20 protein-coding genes and 1 pseudogene are annotated in these 19,232 nt (G+C 67.0%); 9 read left to right on the plus strand and 12 right to left on the minus strand.

The window, feature by feature from the left end; translation table 11 throughout:
• The 3 genes and pseudogenes from AC50X9_RS15685 to AC50X9_RS15695 form a co-directional block, all read left to right on the plus strand.
• Positions 1-362 (plus strand): annotated as a pseudogene (locus tag AC50X9_RS15685) (lipoyl synthase); the annotation flags it as partial.
• A gap of 107 nt (positions 363-469) precedes the next feature.
• The gene (locus tag AC50X9_RS15690) at positions 470-1,231 is read left to right on the plus strand and encodes a DUF4191 domain-containing protein (RefSeq protein ID WP_494894816.1); all 762 of its coding nucleotides are present in this window, start codon (positions 470-472) and stop codon (positions 1,229-1,231) included.
• Between the two features lie 120 nt (positions 1,232-1,351).
• On the plus strand, positions 1,352-1,714 hold the full coding sequence (locus AC50X9_RS15695) for a DUF3817 domain-containing protein (RefSeq protein WP_494894817.1): 363 nt from the start codon (positions 1,352-1,354) through the stop codon (positions 1,712-1,714).
• A 217-nt stretch (positions 1,715-1,931) separates the two neighbouring features.
• On the opposite strand, the gene AC50X9_RS15700 is transcribed toward AC50X9_RS15695, so the two are convergent.
• Positions 1,932-2,369, minus strand: coding sequence for an RDD family protein (locus AC50X9_RS15700; protein ID WP_494894819.1), 438 nt, complete (start codon positions 2,367-2,369; stop codon positions 1,932-1,934).
• Between the two features lie 298 nt (positions 2,370-2,667).
• Here AC50X9_RS15700 and glnA (AC50X9_RS15705) point away from each other — a divergent pair, with 298 nt between their 5' ends.
• Positions 2,668-4,092 (plus strand): type I glutamate--ammonia ligase, encoded by a 1,425-nt coding sequence (gene glnA, locus AC50X9_RS15705; RefSeq protein WP_494894821.1) that lies wholly within the window; start codon positions 2,668-2,670, stop codon positions 4,090-4,092.
• A gap of 96 nt (positions 4,093-4,188) precedes the next feature.
• Here the strand turns inward: glnA (AC50X9_RS15705) and AC50X9_RS15710 are convergent, their stop codons facing one another.
• The 4 genes from AC50X9_RS15710 to AC50X9_RS15725 form a co-directional block, all read right to left on the minus strand.
• Entirely contained in the window at positions 4,189-4,389 is a 201-nt protein-coding gene (locus AC50X9_RS15710; RefSeq protein ID WP_494894824.1) for an AsnC family protein, read from the minus strand.
• A gap of 69 nt (positions 4,390-4,458) precedes the next feature.
• Positions 4,459-4,974 carry a GNAT family N-acetyltransferase gene (locus AC50X9_RS15715; RefSeq protein WP_494894826.1) on the minus strand — a complete coding sequence of 172 codons (516 nt, stop codon included), beginning with the start codon at positions 4,972-4,974 and terminating at the stop codon, positions 4,459-4,461.
• An 87-nt stretch (positions 4,975-5,061) separates the two neighbouring features.
• Positions 5,062-5,478, minus strand: coding sequence for a VOC family protein (locus AC50X9_RS15720; protein WP_494894828.1), 417 nt, complete (start codon positions 5,476-5,478; stop codon positions 5,062-5,064).
• A gap of 101 nt (positions 5,479-5,579) precedes the next feature.
• On the minus strand, positions 5,580-6,824 hold the full coding sequence (locus tag AC50X9_RS15725; protein ID WP_494894830.1) for a multidrug effflux MFS transporter: 1,245 nt from the start codon (positions 6,822-6,824) through the stop codon (positions 5,580-5,582).
• 75 nt (positions 6,825-6,899) lie between these two features.
• Between AC50X9_RS15725 and AC50X9_RS15730 the strand changes: the two genes are divergently transcribed.
• The gene (locus tag AC50X9_RS15730) at positions 6,900-7,337 is read left to right on the plus strand and encodes a MarR family winged helix-turn-helix transcriptional regulator (RefSeq protein WP_494894832.1); all 438 of its coding nucleotides are present in this window, start codon (positions 6,900-6,902) and stop codon (positions 7,335-7,337) included.
• A 62-nt stretch (positions 7,338-7,399) separates the two neighbouring features.
• Here the strand turns inward: AC50X9_RS15730 and AC50X9_RS15735 are convergent, their stop codons facing one another.
• Positions 7,400-10,411 carry a bifunctional [glutamine synthetase] adenylyltransferase/[glutamine synthetase]-adenylyl-L-tyrosine phosphorylase gene (locus tag AC50X9_RS15735; RefSeq protein WP_494894834.1) on the minus strand — a complete coding sequence of 1,004 codons (3,012 nt, stop codon included), beginning with the start codon at positions 10,409-10,411 and terminating at the stop codon, positions 7,400-7,402.
• Positions 10,412-10,420: 9 nt separating this feature from the next.
• Entirely contained in the window at positions 10,421-11,761 is a 1,341-nt protein-coding gene (gene glnA, locus AC50X9_RS15740) for a type I glutamate--ammonia ligase (protein WP_069951320.1), read from the minus strand.
• A 262-nt stretch (positions 11,762-12,023) separates the two neighbouring features.
• On the opposite strand from glnA (AC50X9_RS15740), the gene panB reads away from it, so the two are divergent.
• Positions 12,024-13,004 (plus strand): 3-methyl-2-oxobutanoate hydroxymethyltransferase, encoded by a 981-nt coding sequence (panB, locus tag AC50X9_RS15745; protein WP_494894836.1) that lies wholly within the window; start codon positions 12,024-12,026, stop codon positions 13,002-13,004.
• Positions 13,005-13,106: 102 nt separating this feature from the next.
• On the opposite strand, the gene AC50X9_RS15750 is transcribed toward panB, so the two are convergent.
• Together AC50X9_RS15750 and AC50X9_RS15755 are read right to left on the minus strand one after the other, a co-directional pair.
• The gene (locus AC50X9_RS15750; protein ID WP_494894838.1) at positions 13,107-13,697 is read right to left on the minus strand and encodes a YceI family protein; all 591 of its coding nucleotides are present in this window, start codon (positions 13,695-13,697) and stop codon (positions 13,107-13,109) included.
• A 2-nt stretch (positions 13,698-13,699) separates the two neighbouring features.
• A complete protein-coding gene (locus tag AC50X9_RS15755) occupies positions 13,700-13,864 on the minus strand; it encodes an SPOR domain-containing protein (protein WP_494894840.1) in 165 nt (54 codons plus the stop codon).
• A gap of 138 nt (positions 13,865-14,002) precedes the next feature.
• Between AC50X9_RS15755 and map the strand changes: the two genes are divergently transcribed.
• Together map and ppgK are read left to right on the plus strand one after the other, a co-directional pair.
• Positions 14,003-14,881, plus strand: coding sequence for a type I methionyl aminopeptidase (gene map / locus AC50X9_RS15760; RefSeq protein ID WP_494894842.1), 879 nt, complete (start codon positions 14,003-14,005; stop codon positions 14,879-14,881).
• Positions 14,882-14,970: 89 nt separating this feature from the next.
• On the plus strand, positions 14,971-15,774 hold the full coding sequence (ppgK, locus tag AC50X9_RS15765; RefSeq protein WP_494894844.1) for a polyphosphate--glucose phosphotransferase: 804 nt from the start codon (positions 14,971-14,973) through the stop codon (positions 15,772-15,774).
• 144 nt (positions 15,775-15,918) lie between these two features.
• Here ppgK and nrdR read toward each other — a convergent pair whose 3' ends face one another.
• From nrdR to AC50X9_RS15780, 3 genes are all read right to left on the minus strand, one after another.
• The gene (gene nrdR / locus AC50X9_RS15770) at positions 15,919-16,410 is read right to left on the minus strand and encodes a transcriptional regulator NrdR (RefSeq protein WP_494894846.1); all 492 of its coding nucleotides are present in this window, start codon (positions 16,408-16,410) and stop codon (positions 15,919-15,921) included.
• Between the two features lie 136 nt (positions 16,411-16,546).
• The gene (gene hisD, locus AC50X9_RS15775; RefSeq protein ID WP_494894848.1) at positions 16,547-17,938 is read right to left on the minus strand and encodes a histidinol dehydrogenase; all 1,392 of its coding nucleotides are present in this window, start codon (positions 17,936-17,938) and stop codon (positions 16,547-16,549) included.
• Positions 17,939-17,979: 41 nt separating this feature from the next.
• Positions 17,980-18,549 (minus strand): hypothetical protein, encoded by a 570-nt coding sequence (locus AC50X9_RS15780; protein WP_494894850.1) that lies wholly within the window; start codon positions 18,547-18,549, stop codon positions 17,980-17,982.
• A gap of 210 nt (positions 18,550-18,759) precedes the next feature.
• Here AC50X9_RS15780 and AC50X9_RS15785 point away from each other — a divergent pair, with 210 nt between their 5' ends.
• Complete coding sequence (locus AC50X9_RS15785; RefSeq protein WP_494894980.1) at positions 18,760-19,218, plus strand: flavin reductase family protein; 459 nt, start codon at positions 18,760-18,762, stop codon at positions 19,216-19,218.
• Positions 19,219-19,232 lie beyond the last annotated feature (14 nt).

Genomic DNA, 19,232 nt, shown 5'->3' on the forward strand with positions numbered 1-19,232 from the left:
GCATCCGCCCGGCGTTCCGCTACGACCGCTCCCTGGACGTCATCACCCAGGGCCGCAACCTCGGCATGGTCACCAAGTCCAACCTGATCCTGGGCATGGGCGAGACCCGCGAGGAAATCTCCGAAGCCCTGCGCGACCTGCACGAGGCCGGCTGCGACCTGATCACCATCACCCAGTACCTGCGACCTTCCGAACGGCACCTCCCGGTGGACCGCTGGGTCAAGCCGCAGGAATTCGTGGACCTCCAGCACGAAGCCGACGAAATCGGCTTCCTCGGCGTCATGAGCGGACCGCTCGTGCGCTCCTCCTACCGCGCCGGCCGGCTCTGGGCCACCGCCATGCGCAAGAAAGGCCGCGAAATCNCTCGCCGCGCACTCCTGAATCAGTCCTAACGATTGCGCCGAAGGGCCGGCGCCGGAACAATCCGGCGTCCAGCCCTTCGCTGCGCATCACGTAGAATTAAGGCACTATGGCGAATTCCCCTGATTCCAGCAACTCCAGTCCGGCTTCTGATGCTCCGAAGCGGGGTCTCTTTTCCCGAAAGCCCAAGGCGGCCAAGGTCAAGAAGCCGAGCCGTCTGAAGCAGATTCGCGAGGTCTTCCAGATGACCCGCGAGCACGATCCGATGGTGCCGTGGCTCATGCTGCTGGCGTTCCTCGGCGTCGTCGCTGTCAGCTTTGTCGTCGGGTTCCTGCTGGAAAACTGGATTACCGGCCTGATCATCGGCATTCCGCTGGGTGTTTTGGCTGCCACCCTGATCCTGTCGCGCCGGGCCGAGCGCGCCGCGTTCGCCCGGATCGAAAACCAGCCCGGAGCCTCGGGCGCTGCGCTGGGCACGCTCAAGCGCGGCTGGATCGTCGAAGAGCAGCCCGTCGCAGTGAACCCCCGCACCCAGGACGCCGTGTTCCGCGCCATCGGCCGTCCCGGCGTCGTCCTGGTCAGCGAGGGTCCCAGCGCCCGGGTCAAGCCGCTGCTCGACGCCGAACGCAAGCGGCTCGCCCGCATCCTTCCCAACGTCACCATCCACGTGCTTGAAAGCGGCCGCGGCGAGGGCCAGGTTCCGATCAGTCAGATCGCCAAGAAGATGACCAAGCTGAAGAACGAACTGACCAAGCTTGAGGTCAGCACGGTTTCCAAGCGCATCTCGTCCCTCGGGAGCCGGCTGCCCATTCCCAAGGGGATCGATCCCTACAAGGCCCGCCCGGACCGCAAGGCAGCCCGCGGACGCTAGGCCCATCCGCCAGACCACAGGGACGCCCCGGTAACCGCCTTTCAGGCCGGCCGCCGGGGCGTTTCCTTTGCCCACGAAACCTCAGCCGTCCCGTCGGGACAGATCCCGGAGACTTCCGTCATGAAACTTCCTTCCACTCCTGCCATCATCCGCATCTTCCGGGTCCTGGCGATCGCCGAGGCCTTCAGCTGGGCCGCGCTGCTGGTGGGGATGTTCCTCAAATGGGTTACCCGGACCACGGAGCTCGGGGTGGAGGTCGCGGGCCCGATACACGGGGCGTTCTTTGTCTGCTACGGGATCGCAGCACTCAGCTTGTGGGGGCTGCAGCGCTGGCCGTTCCGGGTGGCACTGTTCGCCGGGCTCTCCGCGGTGTTCCCCTTCACCACGGTCTGGTTCGAACGCTGGGCCGGCCGTAACGGCTACCTGACGGTCAAGGCCGGACAGGATGCGCCCGCACCGGCTGAAGAGACGGCCGGAGTTTAGCCCGGCCGGGAGCGTGCACCGAATGCGGCCTCTCGGGGCGCCCTAGGCAAACCCGGGTGGCATCGTGCCTCCCATGTCGCGTCGAGGCCCGCGCATGTCTCCACCATTCGACGCAAGTGGCCGCCAACCGGGGCGGTTTGGCGGCCACTTGCGTCGGATCGTGGAGCAGGGAGCAGGGATGGGTCCGGCAGCAGGCCGCAGCGAAGTGCGGCCGGCGCTACATCCGGACGAGAACGGTGTTCATGGCCTTGTCATGCAGGCCGCGGTGGTCCGGGTCGAAGATGACGGCGGGGATCACCAGGCACAGCAGCAGGCTGCGGACCAGGGCCGGAACCGGTCCGGCGGGGGCGCCGCCGAGCCGGATAACGTGGATCCCCATGATGCGGTGGCCAATGCTGTACCCGAGGGTTCCGATGAGCAGGGCCTGCTCGACGGCGAACACGGCAAGGGTCGCCCACGGGTCCCCGGCGAACGCGTAGTTGCTGATCAGCAGCGCGATGCCCCAGTCGATGCAGATGGCGACGATGCGCCGGCCTGCCCGGGCAATGGATCCCGGCCCGGACTCGGGCAGGCCCAGCCGTTCCCCCGGGTACTTCGAGATGCCGGAGGTGTCCGGCCCGCTGAGCCATGAGCCTATGTCTTTGCGATCAACCACCCTCCAAGCCTATCGGCAATCAGCTCCTGCCCGGCGTTGTTCAGAGTGTGGACATTCAGGGGCCACACTCTGGTCACGTATAGGCCACGTTGTGGACAGCGACTACCGTTTACCCGTCAGGGCATTCTGTAACCTGCCGGAAACAAAGCGGACACCATCGGGAAATCCTGTGTCCTTAGGGTGGTAACAGTTGCTAGCGGCATAGGAGCGGGGCAAACCTTTGCGTTTACCCCGCTGTCGGACTGCGCTGGACCACACGGCCTGACGGCCAGATCTTTCACATGCATAAGGAGCATAGATGTTCAAGACTGCGGACGAAGTCCTCAAGTTCATCAAAGACGAAGACGTTAAGTTCGTCGATATTCGCTTCACCGACCTCCCTGGCATTCAGCAGCACTTCAACGTGCCCGCCAAGAGTGTTGACGCGGACTTCTTCGTCAACGGTCAGCTCTTCGACGGCTCCTCGATCCGAGGCTTCCAGGGCATCGCCGAGTCGGACATGCAGCTCATCCCGGACGTAACCACCGCGTTCCTCGACACGTTCCGCATGGAGAAGACTCTCGCGTTGAACTTCTCGATCGTGAACCCGCGTACCGGTGACCCGTACCACCGCGATCCCCGCGGCGTGGCCGAGAAGGCCGAGGCCTACCTGGCCTCCACCGGCATTGCCGACACCGCGTTCTTTGCACCCGAGGCCGAATTCTTCGTCTTCGACAACGTCCAGTACCAGTCCTCCCCGCAGGGCAGCTTCTACAAGATCGATTCCGAGGAAGCACACTGGAACACCGGCCGCGAGGAAGAAGGCGGCAACCTGGGCTACAAGACCCCGGTCAAGGGCGGCTACTTCCCGGTCTCCCCCACCGACAAGCAGGCCGACCTCCGCGACGCCATGTGCATCGCCCTGGACGAGGCAGGCCTTGAGGTCGAGCGCAGCCACCACGAGGTCGGTTCCGCCGGCCAGGCTGAGATCAACTACAAGTTCACCACGCTGACCCACGCCGCGGATGATCTGCAGAAGTTCAAGTACGTCATCAAGAACACCGCCGATGCCTGGGGCAAGTCGGTCACCTTTATGCCGAAGCCGGTTTTCGGTGACAACGGCTCGGGCATGCACTGCCACCAGTCGCTCTGGACCGGTGGCGAGCCGCTGTTCTACGACGAGAAGGGCTACGCCGGCCTCTCCGACATGGCCCGCTGGTACATCGGCGGCCTGCTCAAGCACTCCTCAGCCGTGCTGGCCTTCACCAACCCGACGGTGAACTCCTACCGCCGCCTGGTCAAGGGCTTCGAGGCCCCGGTCAACATGGTCTACTCGCAGGGCAACCGCTCCGCCGGTATCCGTATCCCGATCACGGGTTCCAACCCGAAGGCCAAGCGCATTGAATTCCGCGCTCCGGACCCCTCCTCCAACCCGTACCTGGCCTTCGCCGCCCAGCTGATGGCCGGCATCGACGGCATCCGCAACCGCATCGAACCGCCGGCTCCGATCGACAAGGACCTCTACGAGCTCCCCGCCGAGGAAGCCAAGGACATCCCCAAGGCTCCCGGCACGCTCGAAGAGGCCCTGGATGCCCTGGCCGAGGACAACGAGTTCCTCCAGGCCGGCGGCGTCTTCACCCAGGACCTGATCGACACCTGGATCGAGTACAAGTACGAGAATGAGATCCGTCCGCTCTCGCTGCGCCCGAACCCGTACGAGTTCGAGCTGTACTACGGCGTCTAGCCACCAACGGCTTTCCACCCACGGATTGCACGACGGCGGCCCGCACCTTTTGGTGGGGGCCGCCGCCCTTTAAGCCGTCGTCGTCCGCATTCCGCTTCAGCGTTTCCCATACTTCCGGTGCACAGCCTGCTTGCTGACGCCGAGACACGTAGCGATCGCTTCCCAGGACAGGCCTGCCTGCCGCGCCCGCAACACCGCTTCCGTTTCGGTCCGGGCCACTTCCTTGCGCAGTTCGGCCACCGCGTACAGCGCCTCCGCCGGGCCCTTGCCGTCCATCGAACCAATCCGTGTTTCCATTCCAAGCCTCCCGGCGTCAACATTAGTTGACCGGGGAAGGAGCGTCAACAAGGGTTGACCCGGTCGGGTTCAGAACCCCCGGTACATGGTCCGCTGCGGGCCTGCGTCGCCGCCCAGGTACTGACCGCGGTCTTCGAACCCTGCCTTGCGGTAAGCGGCCCGTCCCGCCGGGTTTTCTTCGTTGACGGAAAGCACGACGCCGGTCTCCCCTCCGCCCAGGGCCGCCGTCAGTTTCGCGGCCGCCCGCACGGCGGCCTCCGCCGCCAGGGTGCCGAGGCCCCTGCCCTGCTGCCGCCGGTCGATCAGGAACCCGCGCAGCAGCCAGACCGAGTGATCGTCGGCCCAGCCGGCCAGGGTCGCCGCTCCGGTCTGCAGCGTGAGGACCCCGACGGCGTTTCCGTTGACGTCAATGGCAGTCGGGTGCCGGGACTCCTCTGCCAGCCCGATGAGCATCATCCGCAGCGGCTCACCGACGAACCTCCGCTGGTCATCACTGACGTCAAGCCCGGCGATTTCGCCAAGCTTGATGGCGCGCGAGTCGTCGTCGAGGTTATTCAGCGGCATCAGCCACACGCTCTCAGGCATAACAGAAGCGTACCCACCCCAGCGCGGCGCTTCCGACGCGGCTGCCACAGGGTTGGAGCGCGGCGCCTCCGACGCGCGGCCGCAAGGTCAGAGCGCGGCGTCCTTCGGCGGCCCGGCCGGGTCCATCCAGAAGACTTCCCAAAGGTGGCCATCCGGGTCCTGGAAGCTGTGGGTATACATAAAACCGTAGTCCTGGGCTTCCTGGGACGGTGTTCCGCCGGCGGTGAGTGCCTTCCGGACGAGGTCGTCGACCGCCTCGCGGCTGTCCAGGGAGAAGGACATGATGACCTCGGCAGCCCCGGAGGCGTCTGCGACCGCCTTGGAGGTGAAGGTCTTGAAGTACGCGTCGACGAGCAGCATCACGAAGGCGTCGTCGTTGACAATCATGCAGGTTGCGTTCTCGTCGGTGAAGTCGGGGTTGAAGGAGAACCCCAGCGCGGTGAAGAACTCCACCGTCTTGTCGAGGTCCCTGACGGGGAGGTTCACAAAGAGTTGTCTGGCCATGCGGATAAGGTAGCACCGCCGTTGTGGGGGTGTCAGCCCCCGGGCCTCCCCACCCGGTTCCGGACGGGAGGGCTTTTCCTGGCGGGAACCTGACGTTCGGGTCAGTGCTGGGACACGGGTTCCGCATGGCGTTCCACGGGTTCTGCGTCCGGCCCGGCCGTCACGCCACGGGTCAGTGCCACCAGGCTCAGGAGGGCAATGACTCCCGCCACGAGCATCACGATCGCCATCGGCAGGGCACTTTCTTCTCCGGCGAGGCCCACCAGCGGCGAGACGGCGGCAGCCAGGGTGAACTGCAGCGCGCCCATGATGGCGGATCCGCTTCCCGCATACGTCCTGACCTGGTCCGTGGCCAAGGCCGCGGCATTGCCGAAAATGAAGCCCAGTGAGGATATCGCCAGGAAGATCACCACAAGCGTCGGGATCATCGGCGTGTTGCCGGCCGACACGATTGCCAGCAGGACCGCGCCGAAGAAAACCAGGCCCACGACGCCGATATAGGTCATCCGGAGCGGACCCAGCGTGCCAACCAGCTTCACGCCGATAATGCTGGTGATCGTCAGGCCCAGGGCGTTCAGCGCGAAGAGCAGGGAGAAGGCGGTGGGGTCGAGTCCCAGGATATTTTGGTAGACAAATGGCGATGCCGAGATGTAGCCGAACATAGCGGCCATGGAGAAGGCGAACGCGAAGGTGAAACCAAGGTATCGCCTGTTGCCCAGCACGCGGCCGGTGTTGGAGAACAGCTCCTTCACGCCGCCCTTGCTGCGACGTTCCAGCGGCAGGCTTTCCTTCACGATGAGGATGGATCCGATCACCATGAGCAGGTTCAGTACGGCCAGCGCCCAGAACACGCCGCGCCAGCCGGAGAAGCCGATGACGCCGCCGCCAGCCAGCGGGGAGAGGACGGGCGCGATGCCGCCGACGGCCATCAGGATGGCAAACTGCTTGGCGGCGTGCACGCCCCGGCTGGAATCAGAAACGATGGCGCGAGCCAAAACCACGCCCGCTGCGCCGGCGAAGCCCTGGACGAACCGCATTCCAATCAGGAACTCGATGCCTGGAGCCACGGCGCAGAGCACGCTCGCAACCAGACACGCGACGGCACCGAGCAACAGCGGCTTGCGCCGGCCAAACCGATCCGACAGGGGCCCGATCACCAGCTGGCCGACCGCCATGCCCAGCATGAATGTGGTGAGAGTCAACTGAATGGTTGCTGCGCTGGTGTCGAGATCCAGCATCATTTGCGGGAACGCCGGCAAGTACATGTCGATGGCAAAGGGCCCCAGGGCGCTGAGCAGCGCCAGTATGGTCATCAGGGACGCTGTCGTTTTTGAAGACTTGGTCATGAAGTAACTCGGTTCACTTTCGTTCGGCGGCTTCATTATGTTGACATACGTATGTCTACATACCAAAATTGCTGAATGGATAAAGTGCATGAGCTGGCGAAGGTGCTGGTCGAGCTTGCCTGGTGGGTTCAACGCAAAGGCCCGGTGCGGGCCGGGCTGGAACCCTTGCCTGCCACCGAGCGGGCCATCCTTGGTTACCTGGAAGACCATCCGGGATCCAGCGTCACCGAAGCGGGTGTTGCGCTGGACATTAAACCGTCGAACGTCTCAACGGCGGTTCGAGTCCTGGGCGCACGCGGGCTGGTGGAAAGGGTTTCGGATCCGGAGGACAAACGAAAGTCGCTGCTCTATTTGACCGAACTTGCCCGGAAGAACAAGAGCAGCATCGACGCGGCGGTGACGGGGTCGCTCGAGGAAGCGTTGGAGCAACTCTCGCCCGAACATCGGGAATCGCTCTTTGCCTCGCTCGATGCACTCAGCGACATCGCCTTTCGGCTGCGCCCCCACGATTAGGTCGCCCGGGATGCCGGCCTGAACGGCCCCGCCGGGGTGCCGGCCAGAGCTGTGGTCTCCGTTCACTGGCCGTAGAAGACCCGTTCGAACACGCTCCGCGCGCGCCGGCTCAGCCGCAGATAGTCCTCTTCGAAGGCGGCGGCGTTGCCCTGTCCGTAGCCGCACCAGCGGGCCACCGCTTCCAGGTCGCGGCGGGAGGACGGCAGCACATCCGCCGCCCGGCCGGTCCAGATCACATTGGCGGACCGGATCCGGCTCGCCAGGCGCCAGGCCCGGAGCAGGATCGCCACGTCCTCCGCGTCGAGGAGCCCGACGGCGGCGGCAGCCTCGAGTGCCTCCACGGTGGAGGTGGTCCGCAGCCCGGGGTGCGCTCCGGCGTGCTGCAGCTGGATGAGCTGGGCCAGCCATTCGACGTCGCTCAGTCCGCCGCGTCCGAGCTTGAGGTGCCGGGCCGGATCGGCGCCGCGGGGCAGCCGTTCCGCCTCGACCCTGGCCTTCACCCGCCGGACTTCCCGCACGTCGTGCCCGGAGAGCGACTCCGGGTAACGGACGGTGTTGATCAGGGCCACGAAGTCGGCGGCCAGCTCGTCGTCACCCGCCATCGGCCGGGCCCGCAGCAGCGCCTGGGCCTCCCACACCAGCGACCACCGGCGGTAGTACTCGGCGTAGGATTCCAGCGACCGAACCATCGGCCCGTTCTTGCCCTCGGGGCGGAGGTCCGCATCCACCATCAGGACCCGTTCAGCCAGGATCGCGGGCTTCAGCGGCTGGGTGAGCAGGCCGGAGAGCCGGTTGACGATCAGCAGGGCCTGCTGCTGGGCCTCATCCTCGGGGACGCCGGGCAGCCCGCGGTGCACGTAGATGACGTCGGCGTCGGAGCCGTAGCCGATCTCCCGGCCGCCCTGCCGGCCCATCGCGACCACCAGCACGTGTGTCTTGAGCGGCTCCTCAGCGGTGACCATGGTTTCCGCCACGCGCAGGGCCCCCAGGACCGCGGCCCGGTCGGTGTCGGCCAGGGCCGCGCCGACCTGGTCCTGGTCCAGCAGGCCCGCGCTGTCCGCGATCGCAGTCCGCAGGATCTCGCGGCGGCGGATCAGCCGGATCAGGCGCATCGCGCTTTCAGGATCAGGATGGCGGGACATCTTGGAGGCAATCTCGAGCCATTGCGCCTCGAAGGTCAGCGGCACCAGTTCCTTGTCCGAGCCGAGCCAGGCGGCGGATTCGGGCGAGACCTCCAGCAGGTCGGCGATCAGCCGGGAGTTGGACAGCACGTGGCAGAGCCGTTCGGCCGCCGCCGTCGAGTCCCGGAGCATGCCGAGGTACCAGTGGGTGGTGCCGAGGGCTTCGCTGACCCGGCGGAAGGCCAGCAGGCCGCCGTCGGGGTCAACGCCTTCGGCGAGCCAGCCAAGCAGGACCGGCAGCAGCTGGCGCTGGAGTGCGGCGCGGCGGCTGACTCCCCCGGTGAGCGCTTCGATGTGGCGCATGGCGCCGCGGGGATCGAGGTAGCCCAGCGCGGCGAGGCGCCCCTGCGCGGCCTCGGGGCTGAGCCTGGCTTCCTCGCTGCTGAGTGATGCGGCGGTGTTGAGCAGCGGGCGGTAGAAGATCCGCTCGTGCAGCTCGCGGACGGACCGCTTGGTTTTGCGCCAGGTCTCGATCAGGGCGTCGGGTTTGGGCCGTCCGCTGGAGAAGGGTCCGAGGACGGCTTTGGCGAGGGACCGCAGCGAGGCTTCCGAGACCGGCATGAGGTGGGTGCGGCGCAGCTGGAACAGCTGGATCCGGTGTTCCAGCAGCCGGAGGTAGCGGTAGCAGCGGTCGAACTCGGCCGCGTCGGAGCGGCCGATGTAGCCGCCGGCGGACAGGGCGGCGATGGCCGAGGTGGTGTCACGGCAGCGCAGGGTCTCGTCGGATTTGCCGTGCACCAGCTGCAGCAGCTGGACAGTGAATTCGACGTCGCGGAGTCCCCCGCGGCCCAGCTTGATCTGCCGCTGCTCCTCCTCGGCGGGGATGTGTTCGGTGACCCGGCGGCGCATCGACCGGACCGACTCTACGAAGCCTTCGCGGCCGGCGGAGGACCAGATCAGCGGCGCGACGGCGGCCTCGTAGCGGGTGCCGAGATCGGTGTCCCCCGCGATGGTCCGGGCTTTCAGCAGCGCCTGGAATTCCCAGCTCTCGGCCCAGCGGGCGTAATAACTCTCGTGCGAGGCCAGGGTCCTGACCAGCGGCCCGGACTTGCCCTCCGGGCGCAGGTTCGCGTCAACCTCCCACAGCCCGGGTTCGCGGCCCACGGACATGATGGCCCGGGAGATGCCGGCGGCCAGGGCGGTGCCGATGGTGTTGGCGCGCGGGTCGTCGAGCCCGCCGGAATCGATGACGTAGATGACGTCGACGTCGGAGATGTAGTTGAGTTCGCGGGCACCGCATTTGCCCATGCCGATCACGGCCAGCCCGACGTCGGCCACTTCGCCGGCGCTGAAGTGCTCGGCGGCCTCGGCCCGGGAGACGGCCAGGGCGGCCTCGATCGCGGCGCCGGCGAGGTCCGCCAGTTCGGCGCCTGCAGCGGGCAGGAAGTCCAGCGGGTCCGCGGCGCAGAGGTCTTTGACGGCCAGCTCGACGAGGCCGCGCCGGTACTCGGTGCGGAGCGCCACGTAGCCGTCCTGGCCGGTCAAACCGGCCACCGGGCGGGCGGATTTCGGATCCGCCCGCACCGAGCGCAGCAGCCGGGCGCGCAGCCCGGCGGCGTCCGCGGCCCGCGGTTCCGGGCTGGCCGTCACCTCGAAAGCGTCCAGATGTTCCGGGTGGCGGATCAGGAACTCACCCAATGCCTCGGAGGCACCCAGCACCCGGTACATCGGCTCGCTGCGTTCCAGCTCGGCGACCGCCAGCTTCCGCAGGTCCGGGTGCTTTTCGATCAGCCGGACGAGGGACTGCAGGGCCGTATCCGGGTTCGCGGCCAGCTGCAGCCCGGCGAAGAGGACGTCCTCGTCCAGGCCCTCCAGCTCCGGGGCGGCCAGGAACCGTTCGCCCTTTTCCAGATCACTGAAACCGGCCGCAATCAGGCGTCGTGCCAGGCTCACCCGGGCCGCCTAAAGGATGCCGAGGTTGCGCTGCAGCTCGTAAGGCGTGACCTGGAGACGGTAGTCCTGCCACTCGGCCCGCTTGTTGCGCAGGAAGTGCTCGAAGACCTGCTCGCCGAGGATCTGCGGCATGAGTTCGGAGTCCTCCATCGAGCGGATGGCGTCGTGCAGGCTGGCCGGCAGCGGGTCGTGGCCCATCGCGCGGCGCTCGGCCGAGCTCAGCGACCAGATGTCGTCCTCGGCGGCGGCGGGGAGCTGGTAGCCCTCCTCGATGCCCTTCAGCCCGGCACCGAGCAGAACGGCGTAGGCCAGGTACGGGTTGGCCGCCGAGTCGATGCCGCGGTATTCGATCCGCGCCGACTGGCCCTTGCCGGGCTTGTAGAGCGGGACACGGACCAGAGCGGACCGGTTGTTGTGGCCCCAGCTGAGGTAGCTCGGGGCTTCTCCCCCGCCCCAGAGCCGCTTGTAGGAGTTCACGAACTGGTTGGTCACCGCGGTGAACTCCGGCGCGTGCTTGAGGATCCCGGCGATGAACTGCCGGGCCGTCTCGGAAAGCTGGAATTCGGCGCCCGCCTCGTAAAAAGCATTCGTGTCGCCCTCGAAGAGCGAGAAGTGGGTGTGCATACCGGAACCCGGGTGCGCCGTAAACGGTTTCGGCATGAAGGTGGCGTAGGTGCCCTGCTGCAGCGCGACTTCTTTGATCACGGTGCGGAACGTCATGATGTTGTCAGCGGTCTGCAGGGCATCGGCGTAGCGCAGGTCGATTTCGTTCTGGCCGGGGCCGGCCTCATGGTGGCTGAACTCGACCGAGATGCCGACCGATTCCAGCATGGTCACGGCCGTGCGGCGGAAGTCCTGTGCCACACCGCCCGGAACGTGGTCGAAGTAGCCGCCCTCGTCCACCGGGACGGGGGAACCGTCGGGACCCGGCTGCTGGGACTTGAGCAGGTAGAACTCGATCTCGGGGTGGGTGTAGCAGGTGAAGCCCATATCCGCGGCCTTGGCGAGGTTGCGCTTGAGGACGTTGCGGGGATCAGCCGCGGAGGGTTCGCCGTCGGGCGTCAAAATATCGCAGAACATCCGCGACGTTGCCTCGGTCTCGCCGCGCCAGGGCAGGATCTGGAAGGTGGCAGGGTCCGGCTGGGCCAGCATGTCGGACTCGAAAACGCGCGCCAGGCCTTCGATGGAGGAGCCGTCAAATCCCAGGCCCTCCTCGAACGCGCCTTCCACTTCGGCCGGGGCCAGCGCCACCGACTTCAGCGAGCCGACGACGTCGGTGAACCACAGCCGCACGAACCGCACATCGCGCTCTTCGATCGTCCGCAGGACAAACTCTTGCTGGCGGTCCATACTGGCCTCTTTCCGGTTCTTCGTCCGTGCCCGGGCCCGTCGTGCATGGTCCCGCGGCTGCTCACGGTTCACTTTACTAACCATTGCCGCCGATTGCCGAAGCGGCCGCCGCGCGTAACCCAGCATTAACACGGGGAACCCGAAAATTGCCGCCCAACTGCCACTGCCCGGGCGGCGGCCCGGCTCGCGTGTGACGTGACTCATGCGCCCACAGGATGGAGCCCGGTAGCTAGGACGCGCCGTATCGCACTACGCTCGTGCCATGGCCACAAGCACCAGCCCCGATTCCAGCATGCCCGCAGAACTAGCCGCGCCCTATGGCAACGGCCCGTCGGCCGCCGCCGCGCCCGCCGCTCCAGCCGGGAATCCGGCCGGGGATCCTGCTACGCTGTCCGGCGGCGCAGCCGCGGATGCTTCCAGCAGCGCAGAGGCCGGCGGCCGGAAGCCCGTGGCGAAGATCCGCACGCACCACCTGCGCCAGGCAAAACTCAATGGGGAACGCTTTGCCATGCTGACCGCCTACGACCAGTACACCGCGGAAATCTTTGACCAGGCCGGCATCGAGGTCCTCCTGGTCGGCGATTCGGCGTCCAACAACGTCTTTGGCAACGAAACCAGCCTGCCCGTCACCGTCGACGAACTAATCCCGCTCTGCCGCGCCGTCACCCGCTCAGCGAAGCGCGCCCTGGTCGTGGCTGACCTGCCCTTCGGCAGCTACGAGGTCTCCGCCCAGCAGGCGGTGGCCACCGGCGTCCGGTTCCTCAAGGAAGGGCTCGCCCACGCGGTCAAGATCGAGGGCGGAAAGTTTTACGCCGAGACCGTCCGGGCCATGGTCCAGGCCGGCATCCCGGTCATGGCGCACATCGGGTTCACCCCGCAGAGCGAGCACGCCCTCGGCGGCTACCGCGTCCAGGGCCGCGGCGACGACGCCCAGCGGCTGATCGACGACGCCGTCGCCCTGGCCGACGCCGGAGCGTTCTGTGTGCTGATGGAAATGGTTCCGGCGGCGACGGCGGCAGCCGTGGACGCCGCCGTCGAGGTGCCCACGATCGGGATCGGCGCCGGCAACGCGACCACCGGGCAGGTGCTCGTCTGGCAGGACATGGCAGGCCTGCGCGGCGGCAGGATGGCCAAATTCGTGAAGCAGTACGCGGACCTGCGCACTTCCCTCAGCGACGCGGCGAAAGCCTACGGCGAGGACGTGCGCTCCGGCCAGTTCCCCGGGCCCGAGCACTCCTTCTAGGTCGGGCTCCCCGGAGCACTCCGGCCAGGTCCGGCTCCCCGGACCCACTCCTGCACGGCCCCTCTCCGGCCAGGAACCCGGGTCTCCGGGCCCCAGGCGGATTCAGCCCGCGGGCGCTCCGGCGTCGGGGGGTGTTTCGGCGTCTTCGCTCTTGATGGCGGACACCTCGAACTCCAGCGTGACCTTGTCGGACACCAGCACGCCACCGGAGTCCAGGGCGGTGTTCCACTTGAGCCCGAACTCCTGGCGGTCGATTCGGCGGGAACCCTCAAACCCCGCCCGGAGGTTGCCCATGGGGTCCCGCTCGACGCCGATGAAGTCGATCGGGATCGAGATCTCCTTGGTGACGCCGCGGATGGTCACGTCTCCGCTGACAATGAAGTGACTCTCGTCCACCTCGTCCACCCGGCTGCTCACAAAAGTGATCTTCGGGTAATGGGGGGCGTCGAAGAAATCGTTGGTCCGCAGGTGCTGGTCGCGGTCGGCATTGCGGGTGTCAATGCTCGCGACGTCGACAGTGAGCCGGACCTGCGAGCGTTCCGGGTTGTCGGCGTCGACCGTGATCAGGCCCTCGAAGTCGTTGAAGGCCCCGCGGACTTTTGTGACCATGGCGTGGCGGGTGGAAAAGCCGATGCGGGTGTGGGTCGGGTCGAACCGCCACTGCCCTGCGTATTCAGGCAAGACTTTGGGCATAGTCAGTCGTCCTCGTCCTTCTCCCAGACCTCATTGCGCGCCTTGACCTTCTCCAGGGCGTGTTCGGCTTCTTCCCGCGTCTTGTACGGGCCGATCAGCTGGCTCCAGTCGGACATGGCGTCCTCTTCAACCTCGTGCGTGTTGACGTTATACCAGTACTCCGGCATCGATGCTCCTCAGCTCTCAGGGTTGCGCCCCGGCACCCCGGCGGGGTGCGGAGCGCTGCCGAACGCGGCTATTGGTTTCCACGGGGATCTTTCCGCTTCTGTTTCCTGGCCTTCGGCAGGGGCTTATATGATCAATGTATGCCTTCTCTAGCCTCGACCGCACCCATCGGCACACTGGTCCCGGGAGCGGTCAGTCCGCAGCTTACCGTTCCGTCATCGATTCCACGCCCGGAGTATGTGGGCAAACCCGGGCCCGCGAAGTTCACCGGTTCGGAGGTCAAGACGGCGGAGACCATCGAGAAGATCCGCATCGCCTCACGGATTGCCGCCCAGGCCATCGTCGAGGTCGGCAAGCACATCCGGCCCGGCGTCAACACGGACGAACTGGACCGGGTGGGCCACGAATTCCTGCTCGACCACAACGCCTACCCGTCCACGCTCGGCTACCGCGGCTTCCCCAAGTCCCTGTGCTCGTCGTTGAACGAGGTCATCTGCCACGGCATCCCGGACAGCACCGTCGTCCAGGACGGGGACATCCTGAACATCGACATCACAGCGTTCATCGGCGGCGTGCACGGGGACACCAACTACACCTTCCTGGCCGGCGACGTTGACGAGGAGTCACGGCAGCTCGTCGAGCGCACGCAGGAGTCCCTGGCCCGTGCCATCCGCGCCGTGGCCCCGGGCCGCGAAATCAACGTGATCGGCCGCACCATCGAGTCCTATGCCAAGCGCTTCGGCTACGGGGTCGTCCGCGACTTCACCGGCCACGGCGTGGGTGAAGCCTTCCACACCGGCCTGATCATCCCGCATTACGATGCCGCCCCGGCCTACAATACGGTCATAGAGGCCGGCATGGTCTTCACCATCGAACCGATGCTGACCCTCGGCACCGTGGATTGGGACATGTGGGCCGATGATTGGACTGTTGTGACCCGTGACCACAAACGCACCGCGCAGTTCGAGCACACCTTGCTCGTTACCGACTCCGGCGCGGAGGTCCTGACGCTCCCCTGATTCCCGCACCACCGAAGATCCCGGTCTTCGCCCGTCGGCCCTGGGCCGCACCCCGCTAGCCCCCGCCCCCTGCCACGAACGGAACCGCATTGGCCACCAAGGACGAGAAGTCGAAGAAGAAGACCCCGCTGATTGGCATCGACATCGGCGGCACCGGGATCAAGGGCGGAATCGTCGACCTGAAAAAGGGCAAGCTGATCGGTACCCGCGTCCGCATCCCCACTCCGCAGCCCTCCACTCCCGAGTCCGTGGCGGAAGTGGTGGCCCAGGTGGTCGCCGAACTGTCCGCCCGGTTGGACGCACCGGCCCCCGACTCGCCAGTGGGTGTCACGTTCCCCGGCATCATCCAGCACGGCGTGGTCCACTCCGCCGCCAACGTGGACAAATCCTGGCTCGAAATGGACGTCGATGCCCTCCTCACCGCCCGTCTCGGCCGCCCGGTGGAGGTCATCAACGACGCCGACGCCGCCGGCCTCGCCGAGGCGCGCTTCGGTGCCGGCGAATCCGTGAAAGGGACGGTGCTGGTCATCACGCTCGGCACGGGGATCGGTTCCGCCTTCATCTTCGACGGCAAGCTCGTCCCCAATGCCGAGCTCGGTCACTTGGAGATCGACGGATTCGACGCCGAGAGCAAAGCCTCCGCCGTGGCCCGCGAACGGGACGGTCTGAGCTGGGAAGAGTACAGCGTACTGCTGCAGCGGTACTTCTCCCACGTGGAGTTCCTCTTCTCGCCGGAACTGTTCATCGTCGGCGGCGGCATCTCCAAGCGCGCGGACGAATACCTGCCGCGGCTGCAGCTGCGCACACCGATCGTCCCGGCGGAACTGAAGAACGAGGCCGGCATCGTCGGCGCTGCCCTGGAGATCGCCCTGAAGCACAAACTGACCAAGTAGCACACCTGAGCTATCACTCCGGGCCGTTCCGAACGTTGGGAACAACCCGGAGTGATAGCTCATTTTGGTTGGTGCCGGTGGTGGCCGCGGCTTCCCCTCCGCTGCCACCACCGGAGTCTGTAAGTCCGGCGCCGATGAACGCTGCTAGAGCGGGCTCTTCTGCTGGCTCGTGCCGTCGCGCCCCGTGGTCTCGGCCTCGTGCCGCAGCAGCGAAATGGCCGCCTCGAAATCCTCGAGTGATTCGAAGGCCTGGTAGACGCTGGCGAAGCGCAGGTAGGCGACCTCGTCCAGTTTCTGGAGCGGATTGAGGATGGCCAGGCCAACCTCATGGGCGTCGATTTCCGCGGCGCCGGAGGCCCGGATGGTCTCTTCGACTTCCTGGGCAAGCATGGCCAGATCGTCCTCGGTGACGGGACGGCCCTGGCAGGCCTTGCGCACGCCGTTGATGACCTTGCTGCGGCTGAAGGGCTCGCCGACGCCGGACCGCTTGATCACGGTGAGGCTGGTGGTTTCGACGGTGGTGAAGCGCCGGCCGCACTCCGGGCACTGCCGGCGGCGCCTGATGGCTGAGCCGTCATCGGCCATCCGGCTGTCCACCACGCGGGAGTCAGGGTTGCGGCAGAACGGGCAGTACATGTCGTTTCCTCCCCTGTCGGCAGGCTGGCGGGCGAACGCCGGAGAACACCAGCGGTCCGTCGGAGCGGTTGGCTCCGAAATCAGTTTACGACTAGATATAGGCGAATAACAAGCCTGTAATTACTACATGTTGTGGTCAGGAGCCTTCGGCGAACCGGGCGGCGACGGCTTCGCCGTGCGCCGGAAGGTCCTCCGCCCCGGACAGGCTCAGGATGTGCCCGCTGACTTCCTTCAGGGCCGCGCGCGAATAGTTGACGACCTGGATGGCGCGCAGGAACGTCGTCACGTTCAGTCCGGAGGAAAACGCTGCAGTGCCGCTGGTCGGCAGCACGTGGTTGGAACCGGCGCAGTAGTCGCCCAGGCTGACCGGGCTGTAGTCCCCCACGAAGATCGCCCCGGCGCTGCGGATCCGGCCCGCCACGGCGGCAGCGTCCGCCGTCATGATTTCCAGGTGTTCGGCTGCGTAGGCGTTGCACGCGGCGATGCCCTGCTCGAGGGTGTCCACCAGGACGACGCCGGACTGCGGCCCGGAGAGCGCCTCGCGGACCCGCGCACTGTGCTTCGTCGCTGCCGCCTGGCGGTCCAGTTCCACCCGGACGGCGGCGGCGAGGTCCTCGGAGTCGGTAATCAGTACGGACGCGGCCTTGGGGTCGTGCTCGGCCTGGCTGATCAGGTCGGCCGCGACCAGGGCCGGCTGCGCCGTGGCGTCGGCGAGGATGGCAATCTCGGTGGTGCCGGCCTCGGAGTCAATGCCCACAACGCCCTTGACCAGGCGCTTCGCCGTGGCGACGAAAACGTTGCCGGGGCCGGTGACGACGTCGACCGGGTCCAGTCCCGCGGCTTCCCCCGAGGCGGGGATGCCGTACGCGAAAGCCGCGATGGCCTGGGCGCCGCCGATCGCGTAGACCTCCTCGATCCCGAGCAGGCAGGCGGCGGCCAGGATGGTGGGGTGCGGCAGTCCGCCGAAGTCCTTCTGCGGCGGGGAGGCCAGGGCGATGGATTCGACGCCGGCCGCGAGGGCCGGGACAACGTTCATGATCACGGAGGACGGGTAGACCGCCAGCCCGCCCGGGACGTAGAGGCCCACGCGCGCCACCGGAACCCAGTTCTGGCTGACGACAGCGCCTTCGCCGAACTCGACGTCGGTGTCCGCCGGGCGCTGGGCGTCGGCAAACCGCCGGGCGCGCCGGATGGATTCTTCCAGGGCCGCCCGTACGGCAGGATCGAGTCCGGCCAGGGCGTCCGTCAGCGCTTCGGCGGGGACGCGCGGGTGCGACTGCTCCACGCCGTCGAAGGTGCGGGCCAGCTCGCTGAGCGCCTCGAAACCCCGGGAGCGGACGGCGTCGATGATGTCCCGGACTTTCTGCTCGGCATCGGCCATGGCGCCGGCCTGGGCCCGGGGCACCGTCGCGCGGAGACCGGCGAGCGTCAGCCGCTGGCCGCGCAGGTCAACGGTGCGGAAATCGAGGCCGCCGGGAACCGGGGGCGCAGGGGCGGCGGGCGCAGGGCTGTCAGCTGAAAGGGTCACCCTCCTATTTTACGTGCCGCCCGGGCGGGTCACGTTTCCTGTTACTTCGTGGCCGGTAATTCGGGGCCGGCCGCCGGCGGGGCGAAGACGGTGTTCAGGAAGATGGCCAGCGCCGCGGCGCCCGGCCAGATCGCCAGGACCGCGAAGGAGCGTAAGGAAAAGGCAATACTCGCGCTGGCCGATGTGTCCTCCGGCAGGCCCCACCACAGCCCACACACAACGCCGGTCCCCCAGGCTGCAAGAGCGCCCAGGGCACCTGCACCCACGGCCAGGAGAACGTCCCGGCCGGACGGCCCGCCGTGCTTGCTGCCGGAGGCGACCGCCCCCGAAATGCAGCCGCCGAGCAGGAACAGGCCGGCCAGCACCAGGTCCCGCGGCAGCCACCCTTCCGTGTTGCCGCCGCTGCGCAGTTCCGGGTTGCCGGAGAGAAGATTCAGCCCGGAGGGCGCGAGCAGCCACCACAGCAACCCGAGCGGAACGCCGGCGGCGGCGATGACAGCCGCCTTCCGCCACGCAGTGGCGCGGGCGGCAGCGGGCTCGGGTTCGGGTTCCGGCAGGCCGGCCTGCCGGGCATCCTGCTGGAACTGGCCGTGCACTGCGGGATGCGTCATGCAACATACCTTAACAAGCTTTCGGCCGGCCGGGCGCATAACGCCGCGGGTCCCCGGATGACGTTCCACATGACGCCTGGGGGTAAACAAATACCGCGCCCGATCCAAGGCGCAATACGCTGACAGGGTAGGACTATCAGAGACGTGCAGCAGGGAGTTGGGATCGCAGTGGCCACAGAGGATCAAGCCTTCGAAGGAACCTTCAGGGAGATGTTCCGCCGGCATGCGGCTGGCGTGGCCATCATCACCGCCAACTTCAACGGCGTCCCCGTCGGCTTCACGGCGACGTCTGTGGCCTCGCTCTCGGCGAAGCCGCCCCGGTTCACCTTCAACATGGCCCGCACGTCCAGCTCCTGGCCGGCGGTGGCCAACACCACCTTCATCGGGGTGCACATGCTGGGGCTGGACAACCAGGAGCTTGCCGACCGGTTTGCCCGGACCAGCAACCGATTCGAGGGCGATCACTGGGCGCTCGGACCGCATGAGGTGCCGATCCTGAAGGACGTCGCCGGCTGGCTGATCGGGAAGGTCCAGATGCGGCTCTCGTTCGAGAACAACGCCGTGGTGGTGGTCGAGGTCCTCGAGGGCGCCGTGGGCGCGGACGGCGCTCCCCTGCTGTACCACTCGGGCTCCTACGGCCAGCCCGTGCCGCTGGACTACGAGATCTGAACCCTCACCGGGGC

This window comes from Pseudarthrobacter sp. HLT1-3 (genome assembly GCF_059383535.1).